Genomic DNA, 16,353 nt, shown 5'->3' with positions numbered 1-16,353 from the left:
GGTCGGCCTGACGCGCTTCGCAGCCGGGCTGGCGCGAGTCAGGCCGACTTGGTCGGGCTGCCGCGCTGCGCCTGAAACGGCAGAATCGTCTCGTACTGTCGCAGTTCCGGCGCTCCTGGCACCACGCGTCCGGCGCGCAGCAGGAAGGCGTGGCGCACGATTTCGGCCTGTTGTTCCAGGCCGTAGCGTTTGAGCGGCCAGCCGGGCTTGATCGTGTAGGCGTAGCGGCAGAAGGGGTGGCGGGCGAGGGGAAGGTAGATGCCGCGCTGATGCTGCCAGACGTGGGTCATCTCGTGGATGAACAGCCCCTGCGCATCGGCGGGCGCGCAGGCGAAATCGTCGCGGTAGAGCGATCCCTTCGGGTGGAAGTGCAGGCACCCGGTCGGCGCCATCACCGTCTCGCGCGGCTGGAAGAAGGCCCATTTGGTCTGGGCGATGCGGACCGGGGCATAGTCGATCGCGTCGCCGAAGACGCTCGCGGCCAACTCGATTTCGGCGGGGGTCAGCGGGCGGGCGGTCATCGTCGTCCCATGTAGTGTCGCGACCGCGCGGCGGCAATTTGCGGGTGGGCTAGGGTGCAGCGCGGGCATTCAGTTGCCGTACAGCCGCGCGGCGCTGTCCTGCGGGTCAGCCGGCGCGCGTGACGCCGGAAAACAGGGAGGCGGAAATGGGATCGACACGACTCTTCGCGACCGCCGCAGCGGCGCTGACGATCGCGGGCTGCACGCCGCTGACGACGACCGGCTTCGACACGCTGGCGCCGGGGTCGGAGCGGATCGAAGTGCGGGTGCCGGCGTGGCGCGACGGAGCGATCGCGATCGACGGGGTCGCGAGCGGCCATGTGCGCCGCCGCACGACCGGGCGCGAGGAGGTGCGCGACTGGTTCGGGCTGGAGCGTGCGTGGATCGAGCGGTCGGGGCATTTCGCCTTCACCGCGCGGGGCCCGCGGGTCGGCGGCGAGATCGCGGGCGACTGCGTGTACGGGCGTAGCGAGCGGCAGGCGCGCAGCGGTGCGCTGGCCATCGCCGAGCCCGATGCGCCGCTGCGGCTGCGGTGCAGTTTTGCGCGGGACGGCGTGGCGCTGGGCGCGCTCGCGCTCGACGGGGGCGAGGCCGCGGGGGACGACGCCGCGTTCGATGCTCGGGTCGGGGACGTGCGTGTCGGCGACACCCTGCTCGGCATCCGGTCGCTCCACCGGGTCGGAACGGGGCGCGGCTTTCCGACCGACGCGCCCGCTGGCTATGCGTTCGAGGGCGCGGACGGGAGCGCGATCGGCGGGGTGGATGTGAGCGGCGGCGCGACGCGCCGGCTGTCGCTGCCGACCGGCGGGCCGGCGCGTGATGCCGCACTGGCGGCGGGGCTGGCGCTGGCGCTGTTCTGGGACCCCGGCGACGTCGACTAAGGCCGGTCGGACGCGACGAGTTCGACGATCTCGAAGACGTGCGAGGCCCAGCCGCGGGTGGTTGCGGCCTGGGTCAGCGCGGTGCGCTTGGCCTTGGCTTCGGCCAGAGACTTGGTGTGGCCCCAGAAGACTTCGGTACGCCCGTTCGCCAGCACCGCGACGACGCGCCAATAATGGGTGAAGGGCAGCGCGGTCGGGCCGATCGTCTTGACGTAGCCGTCGGGCAGCGTCGCGGTGAGGTAGCGGCGGCGCGGCATGGCTTCAGGGGGCGGGATCGCCGGCGGCGAGGATTTTCGCGTCGGCGGTGAGCGACTTGCCGTTCCCGAGCGTGAGGGTGAGCGGGGCGGTGGTGCCGGCGCGCGCGGTCTCGGCGACGTCGAACAGCATGACGTGGCGGCCGGCGGGGGCGAAGGTGACGCTGGCGCCGGCGGGAACGGGCACCTGCGTCAGCGGCGTCATGCGCATCATGCCGCCGGCACCGGCCATGCTTTCGTGCAGCTCGGCGCGGGCGGCGGCGGGGGTGGTGACCGCGGTGAGCGTCAGCGAGTCGGTGCCGGCGCGCAGCGTGAAGTATGCCGCGGCGGGGCGGCCCGGGACCGCGTTCAACCGGATGTAGGCGCTATCGACCTGCGCTTGCGGGGCGGTGCCGCAGCCAGCGAGAAGAAAGGCGGCGAAGAGGGGCAAGCGCATGACGGTGGGCTCCTTGGGCGGTCGCGGCCTGCCGTAGAGGGTGCGCCCCGGCACGGGCAAGAGCGGTTGCGGGCCGCGCGCGCGGGCGCGATAAGAGGCGGCGATGACCGATCCGCGCGACCGCCCGCTGCTGTTCTTCGATTCAGGTGTCGGCGGGCTGTCGGTGCTGGCGCCGGCGCGCGCGCTGATCCCGACCGCGCCGATCGTCTATGTCGCCGATTCGGCGGGCTATCCCTATGGCACGCGCAGCGAAGCCGAGATCGCGGCGCGGGTGCCGGCGCTGCTCGGGCGGCTGGCCGAGCGGTACGACCCGCGGCTGATCGTGATCGCGTGCAACACCGCCTCCACCATTGCGCTCGCCGCCGTGCGCGCGGCGCTGGATGTCGGCGTGGTTGGCACGGTGCCCGCGATCAAGCCGGCGGCGGAGGCGAGCGTCAGCCGAGTGATCGGCGTGCTCGGCACCGACGCGACCGTGCGCCAGCCCTATGTCGACGACCTGGCGGCGCGGTTCGCCGCCGACTGCACGGTGCTGCGCCACGGATCGGCGGCGCTGGTCGAGCTGGCCGAGGCGAAGCTGCGCGGCGAGGCGGCGGATTTGGCCGCGTATCGCGTGGTGCTGGCGGGGTTGTTCGGGCAGCCGGGGGGCGAGCGGATCGACACGATCGTCAACGCCTGCACGCATTTCCCGCTGGTGGTGGACGAGTTGACCGCGGCGGCGGGGCAGCGGTTGCGGTTCGTGGACGGCGGGCCGGGGATCGGGCGGCGCGTGGCGCACTTGACCGCTGGGCAGGACTGGCCGGATGTTGCGGGCGAGGGGGTCGCGGTGTTCACGCGGCTTGACGCGCGGGCGGAGGCTTTGGCGCCGGCGCTCAGGGGATATGGGCTGGGGCGGATCGAGGGGCTTTAGCTGACTGGTGTTCGCACTGACGGTATTACGAAGCCTGCCTCCTCCGTTCATTTCGAGCGTAGTCGAGAAACTGCGACGGGCGCGCGGGTTGCGGTTTCTCGACTACGCTCGAAACGAACGGAGAAAGCTGCAGCTCCGCCCCCGCGCCTGGAACACCTGCTTCGACACGCTCAGCACGAACGGTGAATATCGACTCAGGCCGCGACCAACTCGGTCGCCTTCGCGGCATAGCGGGCCGCCAAATCGAGGTGGACGCGGCGCGCGATCGGATCGGTCGTCCGTTCGGCGGCGTCGCGTTCCTGCTGCTCGCGCTGGGCGTAATAATCGGCGTGACGGCGATCGGTCATGGGCGCGGTTTCCGATAGTGTTCGATACCGTGGCGACAGGCCAGTACACGCCCGATACGCCGTCGCGATCGAATCGCGGCGAGGGCGACGGGAAGCATTTACCACGTCGCAGGCGCGCAGGAATTGACGCGGATCAGTTTGCGCCGCGCTAACCGGATTTTCGGCACTTTCCGGCTCAAAGAACGATAGCGACGGGGCTGGCATCGCGCCCGCGATTTCGCTAGTGGCCGCGCATGAACGGCGAGGGCACACCCGCACGCGCAGTCGATTACTCGCGCGTCTTCACCCAGGCGATCGACCGGCTCCATGCCGAGGGGCGATACCGGGTGTTCATCGAAATCCTGCGCAACAAGGGTATGTTCCCGTCCGCGCGGTGCTTTGCCGGGCATAACGGACCGAAGCCGATCACCGTGTGGTGCTCGAACGACTATCTCGCGATGGGTCAGCATCCGAAGGTGATCGCGGCGATGGAGGAAGCGCTCCACGACGTCGGCGCAGGGTCGGGCGGCACCCGCAACATCGGCGGCAACACGCATTATCACGTCGATCTGGAGGCCGAGCTCGCCGACCTGCACGGCAAGGAAGCGGCGCTGCTGTTCACCAGCGGGTACGTGTCGAACGAGGCGACGCTGTCGACGCTGGCCAAGGTGCTGCCGGGCTGCATCGTGTTTTCCGACGAGCTGAACCACGCATCGATGATCGCGGGCATCCGTAATTCGGGCTGCGAGAAGGCGGTGTGGCGGCACAACGACCTGGCGCACCTCGAGGAACTGCTGGCGGCGGCGGACCCGGCGGCGCCGAAGCTGATCGCGTTCGAAAGCGTGTATTCGATGGACGGCGACGTCGCGCCGATCGCGGCGATCTGTGATCTCGCCGACCGCTACAACGCGCTGACCTACCTCGACGAAGTCCACGCCGTCGGCATGTACGGCCCGCGCGGCGGGGGGATTTCGGACCGCGACGCGGTGGCGGAGCGGGTGACCATCATCGAGGGGACGCTGGGCAAGGCGTTCGGGGTGATGGGCGGCTATATCGCCTGCGACCGCACGATCATCGACGTGATCCGCAGCTACGCGCCGGGCTTCATCTTCACCACCAGCCTGTCGCCGGTGCTGGTGTCGGGCGCGCTGGCGAGTGTGCGCCACCTGAAGGCGTCGAGCGAGGAGCGCGACGGCCAGCAGGCCGCGGCGGCCATGCTGAAGGCGATGTTCGAGGACGCGAACCTGCCGCTGCTGCCGACGACGACGCACATCGTGCCGCTGATGGTCGGTGATCCGGTGAAGGCCAAGAAGATCAGCGATATCCTGCTCGCCGAATACGGCGTGTATGTGCAGCCGATCAATTACCCGACGGTCCCGCGCGGCACCGAGCGCCTGCGCTTCACGCCCGGACCGAGCCATGATGCGGCAATGATGCGGGAGTTGACGGACGCTTTGGTGGAGATCTGGGGTCGGCTGGAACTGCGGCTGGCGGCCTGAGGGCTGAGGGCTGAGGGCCGGGGGGCTCCCCCCTACGCTCGAAACGAACGGAAGAGGGGAGTCGTGCTCTACCCCACCGCCGCCGCGATCGCGCGGGCGACTTCGGCGTGGGCGGCGTATTGGTGTTTCTGGTCGACCTTTGCCGCGGTGAGGTAGCTTGTCACCAGGATCGGGCGGCGGTCCGGCGTCGGCCACAGGACGCCGATGTCGTTGGCGCTGCCATTCTCGCCGGTGCCGGTCTTGTCGCCCACCCGCCAAGTCCGGGGCAGGCCGGCGCGCAGGCGGGCGCCGCCGGTGGTGTTGGCGACCAGCCACGCGGTCGCCTGCGCGCGCGAGCGGGGGGTGAGCACCGGGCCGAACAGCGCGGCGTTCATGCTGTCGAGCATCGCGTCGGGGCTGGTGGTGTCGCGCGCGTCGCCGTGGACCGCGGTGTTGAGTTCGGGTTCGATCCGGTCGAGCCGGGTCACGCGGTCGCCGAGCAGGCGGGCGAAGGCGTTGTATCCGTCGACCCCGCCGATCAGCGGCAGCAGCAGATTGGCGGCGGCGTTGTCGCTCTGCGTCACCGTCGCCCGGCACAGCGCGGCGACGCTCATCGTGCGTCCGGCCATCGGTTTCACCGCCGGAGAATTGGCCGGCAGGGGACCGCGCGGAATCGCGACCGCCCGGTCGAGCCGCAACCGGCCCTTGTCGGCGGCGTGGAGCACGGCGGCACTCAAGAGGAATTTGAAGGTGCTGCACATCGGGAAGCGCTCGTCGCCGCGGTGCGCGAAGCGAGCACCGGTCGCGAGGTCGAGGATCGCGACGCCCAGTCGCCCGCCGGTGCGCTGTTCGGCCCGCGCGATCGCAGCGGCGAAGGCCGGGTTACCGAAAGTCGCGGGATTACGCGGCATTGCGAGCGCAGGGCCAGTGAGGGCGAAAGCGGCGCTGCCGCCGATGAGCTTCAAGGTGTCGCGCCGGTCCATGATCGTCTCCTTGCTGTCGTCGCACCGAAACTGCGGTCTGGCGGGTCTGCGTACAATCGATCATAAATCGGGCGAGCCACTAGAAAAATCGGGGTCTGGGTCGTGGATCGTTCGCAATTGCCGCTGAATGCCCTGCGCGCGTTCGAGGCTTCGGCGAGGCATCTGAGCTTCACGCGCGCTGGATTCGAGCTGTGTGTCGGACAGGCCGCGGTCAGCCATCAGGTCAACCGGCTGGAGGATTTGCTGGGGGTCGTGCTGTTCCGGCGGCTGCCGCGCGGGCTGGCGCTGACCGACGAGGGCGCGGCGCTAGTGCCGACGCTGGTCGAGGGGTTCGACCGGATCGCCGCACTGCTCGATCGCTATCAGGGCGGGCGGATGCGCGAGCCGCTGGCGCTGGGCGTGGTCGGCACCTTTGCGACCGGGTGGCTGCTGCCGCGGCTGGCGGCGTTCGGGGCGGCGCATCCGTTCGTGGATGTGCGGGTGCGCACCAACAACAACCGTGTCGACCTGGCGGGCGAGGGGCTCGATTACGCGATCCGCTTCGGCGACGGCGCTTGGCACGGGGTGGAGGCCGACGCGCTGATGGCGGCGCCGCTGACGCCGATGGCGTCGCCGGGGATCGCGGCGACGCTGCGCGTGCCGGGCGATCTGGCGGGGCAGGTGCTGCTGCGATCGTATCGGGGCGACGAATGGCCGAGCTGGTTTGCAGCGGCGGGCGTGGCGGAGCAGCCGGCGACAGGAGCGGTGTTCGATTCGTCGGTGACGATGGCGGCCGCGGCGATGGCCGGGGTGGGCGTTGCGCTGCTGCCGCGGGCGATGTTCGGCGACGCGCTGGATGCGGGGACGCTGGTGGCGCCGTTCCCGGTGGCGGTGGATACCGGGCGCTACTGGCTGACGCGGTTGAAAACGCGGGTGCCGGGGGCGGCGATGCTGGCGTTTCGGGAGTGGTTGCTGGCGGCGGCGGGGTGAGGGGGGGCTGCTCATCCGTTCGTGGCGAGCACTGTCATCGCTTAGCGTGCGGCACGTGCTTCGACTGGCTCAGCACGAACGGGGAGAAGTGGGGCTTGGACACTTCTTTCGGCAGCGGTCGGTGTCACACAACCGATTCAGAAATCCCCGTTCGTTTCGAGCCCTTCGACAAGCTAAGGATAAACTTCGGCGCGATGCGCCGAAGTCGAGAAACGGGATCTCCGCGCTATCGGCTGTTTCTCGACTTCGCTCCGAACGAACGGGTGGGCGTTAGGAGAGGTTGGCGCCGCCCCGCCTCAATTCCTGCAATAGCCCTCGCCGCTCTTCACGGTCAGGCACGTCTTCTTGCCGGCGAGATATTTCAGGCCAGTGGCGTCGCCGTCGGTGAATGCCGCGGTTTCCGCAGTGCCGTTTCGCATGAAGCGCAGGCCCTCTGCAGTGACCGAGCCATCGAACTTGCCCTTGTTGTCCAGATCCCACTGCATATCGAGCGTGACGCCGCCGCCGGCTTTCCTGGCGACGTTCAAATACATGCCCTCGACCCCGATCCAGCGGCCGAGATAGGCGGCTTCGGTCGGGGCGGTGTCGGCGGGGCCGGCGGTGTTCGCGACGCTGGCGTTGGCGGCCTCGTCCACGTCGGGGACGACGTCCCCTTCGGCGATCGCGACTTCCTCGGTTCCGTTGACCTCGACCGCGGAGACGTTGTTCGCGACCGGCGGCTGCGACGAGCAGCCGGCGAGCGTGGCGGCGAGCGCGAGGAGGGGGAGGGTCTTCATGGGGACGTCCTTCGTGATTGCCCCCCGATAACCACGGGCGGCGGCGTTGCGTTCCCGCAGCGCCGCCGCCCGCGCAGGTCGGTTTACGGCATCAGCACGGTGTCGATGACGTGGATCACGCCGTTCGACTGCATGACGTTGGCGGTGGTGATCATCGCATGGCCGCCCTTGGCATCCTTGATGCCCCAGCCCTTGCCCATCTTCATGAAGCTCAAGGAACCGCCATTGACGGTCGCATAGGTCGCTGTGCCGCCGTTCTTCTTCGCCTTCATCTCGATGTCCTTCGCGGTGATGCGGCCGGGGACGACGTGATAGGTCAGGATCGAGGTCAGCATCGCCTTGTTCTCAGGCTTTACCAGCGTGTCGACGGTGCCGGCGGGCAGCTTCTTGAACGCGGCATCGGTCGGCGCGAAGACGGTGAACGGACCCGGGCCCGACAACGTCTCGACCAGGCCGGCGGCCTTCACGGCGGCGACCAAAGTCTTGTGCACCGGCGAGGCCGATGCATTGGCGACGATATTCTTGTTGGCGTACATCGCGGCACCGCCGACGGTCGGATTCTTCTGCGCGGCGTAGGTCGGTGCGGCAGCAGCAGCAACGGCGGCGCCGATCAGGGCGGCGCGGAACAGACGGGTGGTCATCGGGTATCTCCTGGCGTTGCAAGTTCGAACCCCCCGGCTCGAAGGTCATATCCGCCAGGTCAGCGCAAAAGGATGCAAGGGTGCGCCTGGCGATCGCCCGGGCGATCAGACCACCCTTACACCCCGATCAGCGCATCGACGTCGTGAAGGATATCGTTCGACTGCGCGATGTCAGACCTTATGATTTGCGGGGTGTGCTGTCCGCTCAGAACGACCCAGACGTCGCCGAATTTCTTGAACTGCAACGTAGCGCCGCCCAGGGTGACGTAAGTCGCGACGCCGGCATTTCGCTTCGCCTTGGCTATAATATCCTTCAGCGTGATACGGCCGGCGACCACGTGGTTGGCCATGATCGCCGCCGTCATCGCTTTCGCCTCCGGCCTGAGCATATTGGCGGTCATGTCGATAGCGCCACTGTTCAGCGCTAAAAACGCGGCGTTGGTCGGTGCAAAGATCGTGTATGGGCCCGGACCGGACAGCGTGTCGATCAGGCCAGCGGCCTTCAATATCTTGACCAGTGTCGTGTGATCGGCCGAATTCGTCAGATTCTCGACGATGGACTTGCGGGCATCCATAGCGGCAGCACCCCGCGAGCCGTTTTGCGCGAGAGTCGGACTGGGTGCGGCGGCGATAATGATGCCGCAGAGAGCGGCGCGGGTGAGACTGTGCTTCATCGAAAATCTCCCGTTCTGGTTTTTCAAATGCGCTCACGCAGACGCTCCATGCGTGGAGACCGCGCAGGAATATGCACGGCGCGGCGATTATGTCACGGCTGGCAATTCCGAGATCGTCGGCGTAGAGGCGCTCGGGTCACGACAGCCAAGGGACACCCGCCGCCTCCATGCGCATCGCCATCGCCGCGGATCATGCCGCGTTCGCCCTGAAGCAGACGCTCGGCCAGTGGCTGCGCGAGATGGGGCACGATGTGCTCGACCTCGGCCCCGACAGCGACGCGCGGGTCGACTACCCCGATTTCGGTTACAAGCTGGCGCGCGCGATGAGCGACGGCGCGGCGGAACGCGGCATCGCGCTGTGCGGGTCGGGGATCGGCATCTCGATCGCGGTCAACCGGGAACGCGCCTGCCGCTGCGCGCTGGTGTCGGATCCGCTGTCGGCGACGCTCGCGCGCGAGCACAACGACGCGAACGTGCTGGCACTGGGCGCGCGACTGATCGGTGACGATATGGCCAAGGCCTGCGTCACCGCGTTCCTGACCACCGAATTCCTGGGCGAGCGCCACGCGCCGCGCGTCGCCAAACTCGCCAGCCCCGACCTAGACGGAGATGCCGCATGAGCACCAACCCCGCCCTGTTCGCCAACGATGTCCAGCCGGACGGTTTCTTCACGCGCAGCCTGGCCGATGCCGATCCCGCGGTGTTTGCCGGCGTCACGCATGAGCTGACCCGCGAGCAGACCCAGATCGAGCTGATCGCGAGCGAGAACATCGTGTCGAAGGCGGTGCTGGAGGCCCAAGGGAGCGTCTTCACCAACAAATACGCCGAGGGCTATCCGGGCAAGCGCTATTACCAGGGTTGCCACCCGTCGGACGAGGTCGAGACGCTGGCGATCGACCGGGCCAAGCAACTGTTCAACTGCGGCTACGTCAACGTCCAGCCGCATTCGGGGGCGCAGGCGAACGGCGCAGTGATGCTGGCGCTAACCAAGCCCGGCGACACGATTCTGGGTCTCAGCCTCGATGCCGGCGGGCATCTGACCCACGGCGCGCGTGCAGCGATGAGCGGCAAATGGTTCAACGCGGTGCAGTACGGCGTGCTGCCCGACACCCACCTGATCGATTACGACCAGGTCGAGCGGCTGGCGGTCGAGCACAAGCCGACCCTCATCATTACCGGCGGGTCGGCGTACCCGCGGGTGATCGATTTCGAACGCTTCCGCGCCATCGCCGACAAGGTGGGCGCGAAGCTGATGGTCGACATGGCGCATTTCGCCGGCATCGTTGCCGGCGGCCTGCACCCCTCGCCGCTGCCGTTCGCGGACGTGGTGACGACGACGACGCACAAGACGCTGCGGGGTCCGCGCGGCGGCATGGTGCTGACCAACGACGAGGGCGTTGCCAAGAAGATCAATTCGGCGGTGTTCCCCGGATTGCAGGGCGGGCCGCTGATGCACGTGATCGCGGCGAAGGCGGTGGCGTTCGGCGAGGCGCTGCAGCCGGAATTCAAGGGCTATATCAAGGCGGTGGTCGAGAATGCGAAGGTGCTCGCCGCGACGCTGAAGGAGCGCGGGGCGGAGATCGTTTCGGGCGGGACCGACACGCATCTGGCGCTGGTCGATCTCACCCCGCTGGGCGTCACCGGACGCGACGCCGACGAGGCGCTGGAGCGCGCGGGCATCACCTGCAACAAGAACGGCATCCCCAACGATCCGCTGCCGCCGGTCAAGACCAGCGGCATCCGGGTGGGATCGCCCGCCGGCACCACTCGCGGCTTCGGCACCGCCGAATTCCGCGAGATCGGCCATATGGTCGCCGACGTGCTCGACGGACTGAAGAGCAAGGGCGAGGGCGGCGACGCCGGGGTCGAGGCCGAGGTCAACACGCGGGTGAGGGCACTGTGTGCACGCTTCCCGATCTATCAGGATTGAACATCATGACCGAAGACGACAAGACGCTGGGCAAGAGCATGGCGAAATGGGGTGCGCTGGGCGCCGTGGTGGCTATCCCCGTGCCGTTCATCGGCCCGCCGCTGGGTGCGCTCGTCGGCGCGGGCTATGCGTATTACAAGTCGAAGAAGCGCGTCGGCTGAATGCGCTGCCCATTTTGTGCGCATGAGGACAGCCAGGTAAAGGACAGCCGCCCCACCGAAGACGGGGCGGCGATCCGCCGGCGGCGGCAATGCGAGGCGTGCGGTGCGCGCTTCACGACGTTCGAACGCATCCAGCTGCGCGAGCTGACCGTGCTGAAATCGGAGGACCGCAAGGAGCCGTTCGAGCGCGACAAGCTGATCCGGTCGCTGTCGGTGGCGTGTCGCAAGCGCCCGATCGATTCCGCACGGATCGAGCAATTGGTGTCGGGCATCCAGCGGCAACTGGAAACGAGCGGCGAGGCGGAAGTGCCCTCAGCCCGGATCGGCGCGCTGGTGATGGACGGGCTGAAGGGGCTGGATTCGGTCGCGTACATACGATTCGCGAGCGTTTACAAGGACTTCACCGAGGCGAAGGACTTCGAGGAGTTTGCGGGGAGTGTTAGTGAGGTGGGGAAGGGGTGATTTCTCGACAGGGTGTCCTTGCTCCCGCCACCGTTCGTCTCGAGTAGCCTTCGAGCTTGTCGAGAAGGCCTATCGAGAGATAGTCCCGCGCGCATGACATTCTGGACCTACATTCTGCGCTGCGCCGACGGTAAATATTACACCGGACACACCAAAAACCTCGAAGCGCGCATCGCGCAGCATCAGACTGGCGATGTGCCGGGCTGGACCAGCATGCGCCGACCGGTCGAGTTGATGTGGTCGGAGGCGTTCGAGACTCGCGAGGAGGCGATCGCTGCCGAGGTGCAGGTCGGCAACTGGTCGCGCGCGAAGAAGGAAGCGCTGTTCCGCGGCGACTGGGAGCGGGTGTCGGCGGCGGCGCGCAAGCCAATTTCTCGATACGCCGTCTCGACAAGCTCGACGGCTACTCGAAACGAACGGGATGGGGAGATGAGCGGGGATGACACCCCACCCCCCGTCATCGTCCTCGTCCGCCCGCAGCTCGGCGAAAACATCGGCAAGGCCGCGCGCGCCATGCTCAACTTCGGGCTCACCGAAATGCGGCTCGTGTCGCCGCGCGATGGCTGGCCGAACCCGGCGGCGGGGCCGGCGGCGAGTGGGGCGGACCGCGTTCTCGCCGATGCGCAGGTCTTCGACAGCGTGGCGGACGCGGTCGCGGACTGCGCGCATGTCTATGCGACGACGGTGCGCAAGCGCGGGATCACCAAGCCGGTGGTGACCCCGGAAGAGGCGGCGCGCGAATTCCGGACGGCGGAGGGGCGCTCGGCGATCCTGTTCGGACCGGAGCGGTCGGGTCTGGAAACCGACGACGTCGCGCTGGCGCGGGCGATCCTGACGGTGCCGATCAACCCGGAATTCGGGTCGCTCAATCTGGCGCAGGCGGTGATCCTGGTCGCCTATGAATGGTCAAAGCACCAGGCGCTCGTCAGCCCGCCATCGGTCGATCAGCCCAAGGCGCCCGCGCCGCAGGACGAGCTGGAGGGGCTGATCGGCCAGCTCGACGCGATGCTGGAGACGACGGGCTATTATTTCCCGCCGCACCGCGTCCATGTGACCAAGCGGACGTTGCGCACCCTGCTGACCCGCCCCGGCTGGTCCAGCCAGGAAGTCCGCACGATGCGCGGCGTGCTGTCCGCGCTCGACGGGAAGAAGCGCCCGCGGGAGTAGGGGCGCGCGATTGACAGACGGGGGCGCCCCCTCTAGACGCGCGCCTTCGCAATGGCCCTGCACCCCGGTGAAGCAGTGGCCCGGTCGCGCCCGCAAGGGTTCGGTCGGTGAGTACCGGGACCAACGTCAATCGATTGCAAGGAAATACCCATGTCGAAGCGTGCAAACGCCAAGTACAAGCTCGACCGCCGGATGGGCGAGAACATCTGGGGTCGCCCCAAGAGCCCGGTCAACAAGCGTGAATACGGCCCCGGCCAGCACGGTCAGCGCCGCAAGGGCAAGGTCAGCGACTTCGGCATCCAGCTGCGCGCCAAGCAGAAGCTGAAGGGCTATTACGGCGACGTCACCGAGAAGCAGTTCCGCGCGTGCTATCACGAAGCGGCCCGCATGAAGGGCGATACCGGCCAGAACCTGATCGGCCTGCTGGAGCAGCGCCTGGACATGATCGTGTACCGCGCCAAGTTCGCGCCGACGATCTTCGCCGCACGCCAGCTTGTCAGCCACGGTCACATCCGCGTCAACGGCGTGAAGTGCAACGTCGCGTCGCGTCGCGTCTTCCCGGGCCAGGAAATCACGCTGGGCGCCAAGGCTGCCGAGATGGCGCTGGTGCTGGAAGCGCAGGGCCTGTCCGAGCGTGACATCCCCGAATATGTCGCGCCCGACGGTGCCGCGAAGGTCACCTTCACCCGCGTGCCGACGCTGGACGAAGTGCCCTATCCGGTGAAGATGGAGCCGAATCTGGTCGTCGAGTTTTACTCGCGCTAAGCGAGTAAAGCGAGAAGGACTGATCGGCTCGGCCGGCGCCGCTCAAGCGGCGTCCGACGGCGCAGGCTCTGCCTGCGACGCAAGCCGAGAGAAACAAAAAAGGGCGGTCCCATCCGGGGCCGCCCTTTCTCGTTATTCCCCCAGCGCGGCAAAGCCATTAGATCGTCCCCCATGACGCTACCTCCTCCCCCCGAATGGGCGCCGCATGCTGCGGTCTGGATCGGTTTTCCCAGCCATGCCGAGCTGTGGGTCGACGACCTCGAGCCCGCGCGGACGGAGGTTGCGGCGTTTGCCGCGGCGGTGCATGCGGGCGGCAAGGGCGAGCGGGTCGTGCTGGTCGCCGCGGATGCCGAAGCGGCGGCGGCGGCGCGCACGCTCGCGCCCTTCGCGGAGGTGACGGTGCAGCCGTTCGGCGACATCTGGCTGCGCGATACCGCGGCGATCCTGACCGGTGACGGTACCGCGCGCGATTTTGCGTTCAACGGCTGGGGCGGCAAATACGACCTGCCCGGCGACGAGGACATCGGCGCGCGGCTGGCCGAGGATCGCGGTATCGCGACGCGCGTGTGCCCGTGGGTGCTGGAAGGCGGGGCGATCGACGGCGACGGCACCGGGCTGGTGGTGACGACCGAGCAATGCCTGCTGAACCGCAACCGCAATCCGGCGCTGGGGCAGGCGCAGATCGAGCAACTGCTGCACGACGATCTGGGGCTCGACCGCGTGCTGTGGCTGGGCAACGGGCTGCTCAACGACCACACCGACGGGCATGTCGACAATCTGGCGCGGTTCGTTGGGCCGAACCGGCTGGCGATCCCGCAGGCGACCGAGAATGATCCCAACTGGCGCGTGTATCAGGACGCGGCGATGCGCGCCGAAGCGTTCGGGGTCGAGGTGGTGCGCATTCCGTCGCCGGGCCGTGTGCTGAACGACGAGGAAGAGGTGATCCCGGCGAGCTACATGAATTTCTACATCGGCAACGCCGCGGTGGTGATCCCGCTGTACGGACAGGAGAACGACGACGCCGCGGTCGCCGCGATCGGCGCGCTGTTTCCGGGGCGCAAGGCAGTGGGCTTCCGCGCCGATGCGATCCTGACCGGGGGTGGCAGCTTCCACTGCATCAGCCAGCAGATCCCCGCCTGATGGCAAAGGCCGACCGTCTGGAGCGGCTCGACACGCGCCGGGTCGAGCTGGAGGCGGAGTATCGCGAGACACTGATTGCGGCGCTGCGCATAGTGGCGGTGGGCAAATGGGGGCTGTTCGGTCACAACCAGGATCGCGCGGCGCGCGCATCCTTCGCACCGACGCTCGCCGCGCTCGACGAGACCGCGATCGATATCGACACCATCCGGGCGCGCTTCGGGATGGAGCCGTTCGCGCTGCATCCGCAGTTCCTGGCCGCGCGCGGGCCGGTCGAGCGCAACGCGCCGGGCGAGCCGAAGCAGGCGCTGGCGTGGCTCGACATGCTGGGCGCGGACGCGGCGGGCGAGCCGGCGTCATGACCCAGTTCGTCGTTCGCGCGGCGCTGTCGGGCGTCATCATCGCGCTGATCGCACTGGTCGCGCGGCGCAATGCCGCGGCGGGGGCGCTGGTCGCGTCGCTGCCCTTGCTGTCGATCCTGGGGATGATCTGGCTGTGGCGCGACACCCATGATCCGGTGCGGATGGCGAGCCATGTCGAGGCGACGTTCTGGTACGTGATCCCGTCGCTGCCGATGTTCCTGGTGATGCCGTGGATGCTGCGGCAGGGGCATGGCTTCGCGGTGACGCTGGCGACGGGCTGTTCCCTGACGGTGGCGCTGTACGGGCTGACGATCCTGATGGCGGCGCGGTTCGGGGTGCAGCTTTAGGGCAAGCGGCGGGTTCAGACGGTCGCGTCGTCCTCCGGAATCGCGACCGCGGCGCCGCCAGCGAGAGGTTTGGGACGGGGATCGACCGTTGCCATCGCCGGCATCCCTGCCTCACCGGGGCGGCGGGGCGGGCGGCGCAGGATGGGGGGCAGCGCCCTGCGGCGGGCACGGCGTAGCAGGTCGAGGGCGCGTTCGCGTGGAGACATTGCCATATCCTAGTTACCGCGCCGGATAGCATGAATCGGGCGCTTTCGTCCAACGCCGGCGATTGGCGGGGCGGCCAACATATCCTACATGCGCGTGCATGACCGAGATCACCGTCGCCGCGCTCCAGCTCGCGTTTTCCGCCGATATCGACGCCAATATCGCGCATGTGTCGCGCCTGGTGCGCGAGGCGGCGGGGCGGGGTGCGCAGGTGGTGCTGCCGCCCGAATTGTTCGAGGGCGAGTATTTCTGCCGCGTGGAGGACGAGGGCCTGTTCGCGAACGCCAAGCCGACCGCCGAGCACAAGGCGGTGCGCGCGATGCAGGCGCTGGCGGCGGAGCTGAAGATCCATATCCCGACCAGCTTCTTCGAAGCCGACGGCCCGCATCACTACAACAGCCTGGCGATGGTGAACTCCGACGGCAAGATCGCGGGCGTGTACCGCAAGAGCCATATCCCCGACGGGCCGGGATATGAGGAAAAATTCTATTTCCGCCCCGGCAACACCGGGTTCAAGGTTTGGGAAGGGCCGGACGCCGCGCGCCGCGCGAAGCTGGGCGTCGGCATCTGCTGGGACCAATGGTACCCCGAAACCGCGCGCGCGATGATGCTGATGGGCGCGGAAATCCTGTTCTATCCGACCGCGATCGGCAGCGAGCCGCACGATACCTCGCTCGACACCGCGCGGCTGTGGCGGCGGGCGATGGTCGGCCATGCGGTGTCGAACGTGGTGCCGGTGGTGGCCGCCAACCGCGTCGGCGTCGAGCACGGCCAGACCTTCTACGGCACCAGCTTCATCACCGACGAGCGCGGCGACATTCTGGCCGAGCTGGACCGTGAGGAAGAGGGAGTGATCGTCGCGACGCTGGACCTCGACCGGGTGAAGCGTCACCGCGCGGCGTTCGGCTTCTTCCGGGATCGCCGGCCGGAGCTTTACGGGCGGCTGGTCGCGGACGTCTGAGGCGCGTCAGC

At 68.2% G+C, this 16,353-nt stretch carries 23 protein-coding genes; 14 read left to right on the top strand and 9 right to left on the bottom strand.

Going from position 1 to position 16,353, the window contains the following annotated elements; genetic code table 11:
- Window positions 1-38 precede the first annotated feature (38 nt).
- Window positions 39-521, bottom strand: a complete 483-nt coding sequence (locus M9980_RS09180; protein WP_250749672.1) for a vgr related protein — start codon at window positions 519-521, stop codon at window positions 39-41.
- A gap of 146 nt (window positions 522-667) precedes the next feature.
- Here M9980_RS09180 and M9980_RS09175 point away from each other — a divergent pair, with 146 nt between their 5' ends.
- The gene (locus M9980_RS09175; protein ID WP_250749669.1) at window positions 668-1,402 is read left to right on the top strand and encodes a hypothetical protein; all 735 of its coding nucleotides are present in this window, start codon (window positions 668-670) and stop codon (window positions 1,400-1,402) included.
- On the opposite strand, the gene M9980_RS09170 is transcribed toward M9980_RS09175, so the two are convergent.
- Window positions 1,399-1,659, bottom strand: a complete 261-nt coding sequence (locus M9980_RS09170; RefSeq protein ID WP_250749666.1) for a hypothetical protein — start codon at window positions 1,657-1,659, stop codon at window positions 1,399-1,401. The two genes, M9980_RS09175 and M9980_RS09170, sit on opposite strands and share 4 nt — an antisense overlap.
- A gap of 4 nt (window positions 1,660-1,663) precedes the next feature.
- Window positions 1,664-2,092: a copper chaperone PCu(A)C gene (locus M9980_RS09165; RefSeq protein ID WP_250749663.1), complete on the bottom strand. Its 429-nt coding sequence runs from the start codon at window positions 2,090-2,092 to the stop codon at window positions 1,664-1,666.
- Window positions 2,093-2,195: 103 nt separating this feature from the next.
- On the opposite strand from M9980_RS09165, the gene murI reads away from it, so the two are divergent.
- The gene (murI, locus tag M9980_RS09160) at window positions 2,196-2,999 is read left to right on the top strand and encodes a glutamate racemase (RefSeq protein ID WP_250749660.1); all 804 of its coding nucleotides are present in this window, start codon (window positions 2,196-2,198) and stop codon (window positions 2,997-2,999) included.
- Window positions 3,000-3,193: 194 nt separating this feature from the next.
- Here the strand turns inward: murI and M9980_RS09155 are convergent, their stop codons facing one another.
- Window positions 3,194-3,346, bottom strand: a complete 153-nt coding sequence (locus tag M9980_RS09155; protein WP_250749657.1) for a hypothetical protein — start codon at window positions 3,344-3,346, stop codon at window positions 3,194-3,196.
- Window positions 3,347-3,579: 233 nt separating this feature from the next.
- Here M9980_RS09155 and hemA point away from each other — a divergent pair, with 233 nt between their 5' ends.
- A complete protein-coding gene (gene hemA / locus M9980_RS09150; RefSeq protein ID WP_250749654.1) occupies window positions 3,580-4,824 on the top strand; it encodes a 5-aminolevulinate synthase in 1,245 nt (414 codons plus the stop codon).
- 68 nt (window positions 4,825-4,892) lie between these two features.
- On the opposite strand, the gene bla is transcribed toward hemA, so the two are convergent.
- Window positions 4,893-5,786 carry a class A beta-lactamase gene (bla, locus tag M9980_RS09145; RefSeq protein WP_250749638.1) on the bottom strand — a complete coding sequence of 298 codons (894 nt, stop codon included), beginning with the start codon at window positions 5,784-5,786 and terminating at the stop codon, window positions 4,893-4,895.
- Between the two features lie 102 nt (window positions 5,787-5,888).
- Here bla and M9980_RS09140 point away from each other — a divergent pair, with 102 nt between their 5' ends.
- On the top strand, window positions 5,889-6,755 hold the full coding sequence (locus M9980_RS09140; RefSeq protein ID WP_250749635.1) for a LysR family transcriptional regulator: 867 nt from the start codon (window positions 5,889-5,891) through the stop codon (window positions 6,753-6,755).
- Between the two features lie 296 nt (window positions 6,756-7,051).
- Here M9980_RS09140 and M9980_RS09135 read toward each other — a convergent pair whose 3' ends face one another.
- From M9980_RS09135 to M9980_RS09125, 3 genes are all read right to left on the bottom strand, one after another.
- On the bottom strand, window positions 7,052-7,531 hold the full coding sequence (locus M9980_RS09135) for a hypothetical protein (RefSeq protein WP_250749633.1): 480 nt from the start codon (window positions 7,529-7,531) through the stop codon (window positions 7,052-7,054).
- An 83-nt stretch (window positions 7,532-7,614) separates the two neighbouring features.
- Window positions 7,615-8,172: a fasciclin domain-containing protein gene (locus M9980_RS09130; protein WP_250749630.1), complete on the bottom strand. Its 558-nt coding sequence runs from the start codon at window positions 8,170-8,172 to the stop codon at window positions 7,615-7,617.
- Window positions 8,173-8,288: 116 nt separating this feature from the next.
- A complete protein-coding gene (locus M9980_RS09125; RefSeq protein WP_250749627.1) occupies window positions 8,289-8,846 on the bottom strand; it encodes a fasciclin domain-containing protein in 558 nt (185 codons plus the stop codon).
- A 167-nt stretch (window positions 8,847-9,013) separates the two neighbouring features.
- Between M9980_RS09125 and rpiB the strand changes: the two genes are divergently transcribed.
- The 9 genes from rpiB (at window position 9,014) to M9980_RS09080 (ending at window position 15,177) form a co-directional block, all read left to right on the top strand.
- Window positions 9,014-9,466, top strand: coding sequence for a ribose 5-phosphate isomerase B (gene rpiB / locus M9980_RS09120; RefSeq protein WP_250749623.1), 453 nt, complete (start codon window positions 9,014-9,016; stop codon window positions 9,464-9,466).
- Complete coding sequence (gene glyA, locus M9980_RS09115; RefSeq protein ID WP_250749620.1) at window positions 9,463-10,776, top strand: serine hydroxymethyltransferase; 1,314 nt, start codon at window positions 9,463-9,465, stop codon at window positions 10,774-10,776. Before rpiB ends, glyA begins: the two co-directional genes overlap by 4 nt.
- A 5-nt stretch (window positions 10,777-10,781) precedes the next feature.
- Window positions 10,782-10,937, top strand: coding sequence for a hypothetical protein (locus tag M9980_RS09110; RefSeq protein WP_250749618.1), 156 nt, complete (start codon window positions 10,782-10,784; stop codon window positions 10,935-10,937).
- Window positions 10,938-11,399, top strand: a complete 462-nt coding sequence (gene nrdR, locus M9980_RS09105; protein WP_250749617.1) for a transcriptional regulator NrdR — start codon at window positions 10,938-10,940, stop codon at window positions 11,397-11,399.
- 93 nt (window positions 11,400-11,492) lie between these two features.
- The gene (locus M9980_RS09100) at window positions 11,493-12,566 is read left to right on the top strand and encodes a TrmJ/YjtD family RNA methyltransferase (RefSeq protein ID WP_250749615.1); all 1,074 of its coding nucleotides are present in this window, start codon (window positions 11,493-11,495) and stop codon (window positions 12,564-12,566) included.
- 150 nt (window positions 12,567-12,716) lie between these two features.
- Entirely contained in the window at window positions 12,717-13,331 is a 615-nt protein-coding gene (gene rpsD / locus M9980_RS09095) for a 30S ribosomal protein S4 (protein ID WP_250749613.1), read from the top strand.
- A 171-nt stretch (window positions 13,332-13,502) separates the two neighbouring features.
- A complete protein-coding gene (locus M9980_RS09090) occupies window positions 13,503-14,471 on the top strand; it encodes an agmatine deiminase family protein (RefSeq protein WP_250749605.1) in 969 nt (322 codons plus the stop codon).
- Window positions 14,471-14,830, top strand: coding sequence for a hypothetical protein (locus M9980_RS09085; protein WP_250749602.1), 360 nt, complete (start codon window positions 14,471-14,473; stop codon window positions 14,828-14,830). The genes M9980_RS09090 and M9980_RS09085 overlap by 1 nt, the downstream gene beginning before the upstream one ends.
- Complete coding sequence (locus M9980_RS09080) at window positions 14,827-15,177, top strand: DUF3147 family protein (RefSeq protein WP_250749600.1); 351 nt, start codon at window positions 14,827-14,829, stop codon at window positions 15,175-15,177. The genes M9980_RS09085 and M9980_RS09080 overlap by 4 nt, the downstream gene beginning before the upstream one ends.
- Window positions 15,178-15,191: 14 nt before the next feature.
- Here the strand turns inward: M9980_RS09080 and M9980_RS09075 are convergent, their stop codons facing one another.
- The gene (locus M9980_RS09075) at window positions 15,192-15,383 is read right to left on the bottom strand and encodes a hypothetical protein (protein WP_250749598.1); all 192 of its coding nucleotides are present in this window, start codon (window positions 15,381-15,383) and stop codon (window positions 15,192-15,194) included.
- Window positions 15,384-15,481: 98 nt separating this feature from the next.
- Here M9980_RS09075 and aguB point away from each other — a divergent pair, with 98 nt between their 5' ends.
- Entirely contained in the window at window positions 15,482-16,342 is an 861-nt protein-coding gene (gene aguB / locus M9980_RS09070) for an N-carbamoylputrescine amidase (RefSeq protein ID WP_250749596.1), read from the top strand.
- Window positions 16,343-16,353: the final 11 nt, after the last annotated feature.

The sequence above is a fragment of the Sphingomonas donggukensis genome (assembly GCF_023674425.1).
GTDB lineage: Bacteria > Pseudomonadota > Alphaproteobacteria > Sphingomonadales > Sphingomonadaceae > Sphingomonas > Sphingomonas donggukensis.
This window is presented reverse-complemented; position numbering and strand designations above follow the sequence as displayed.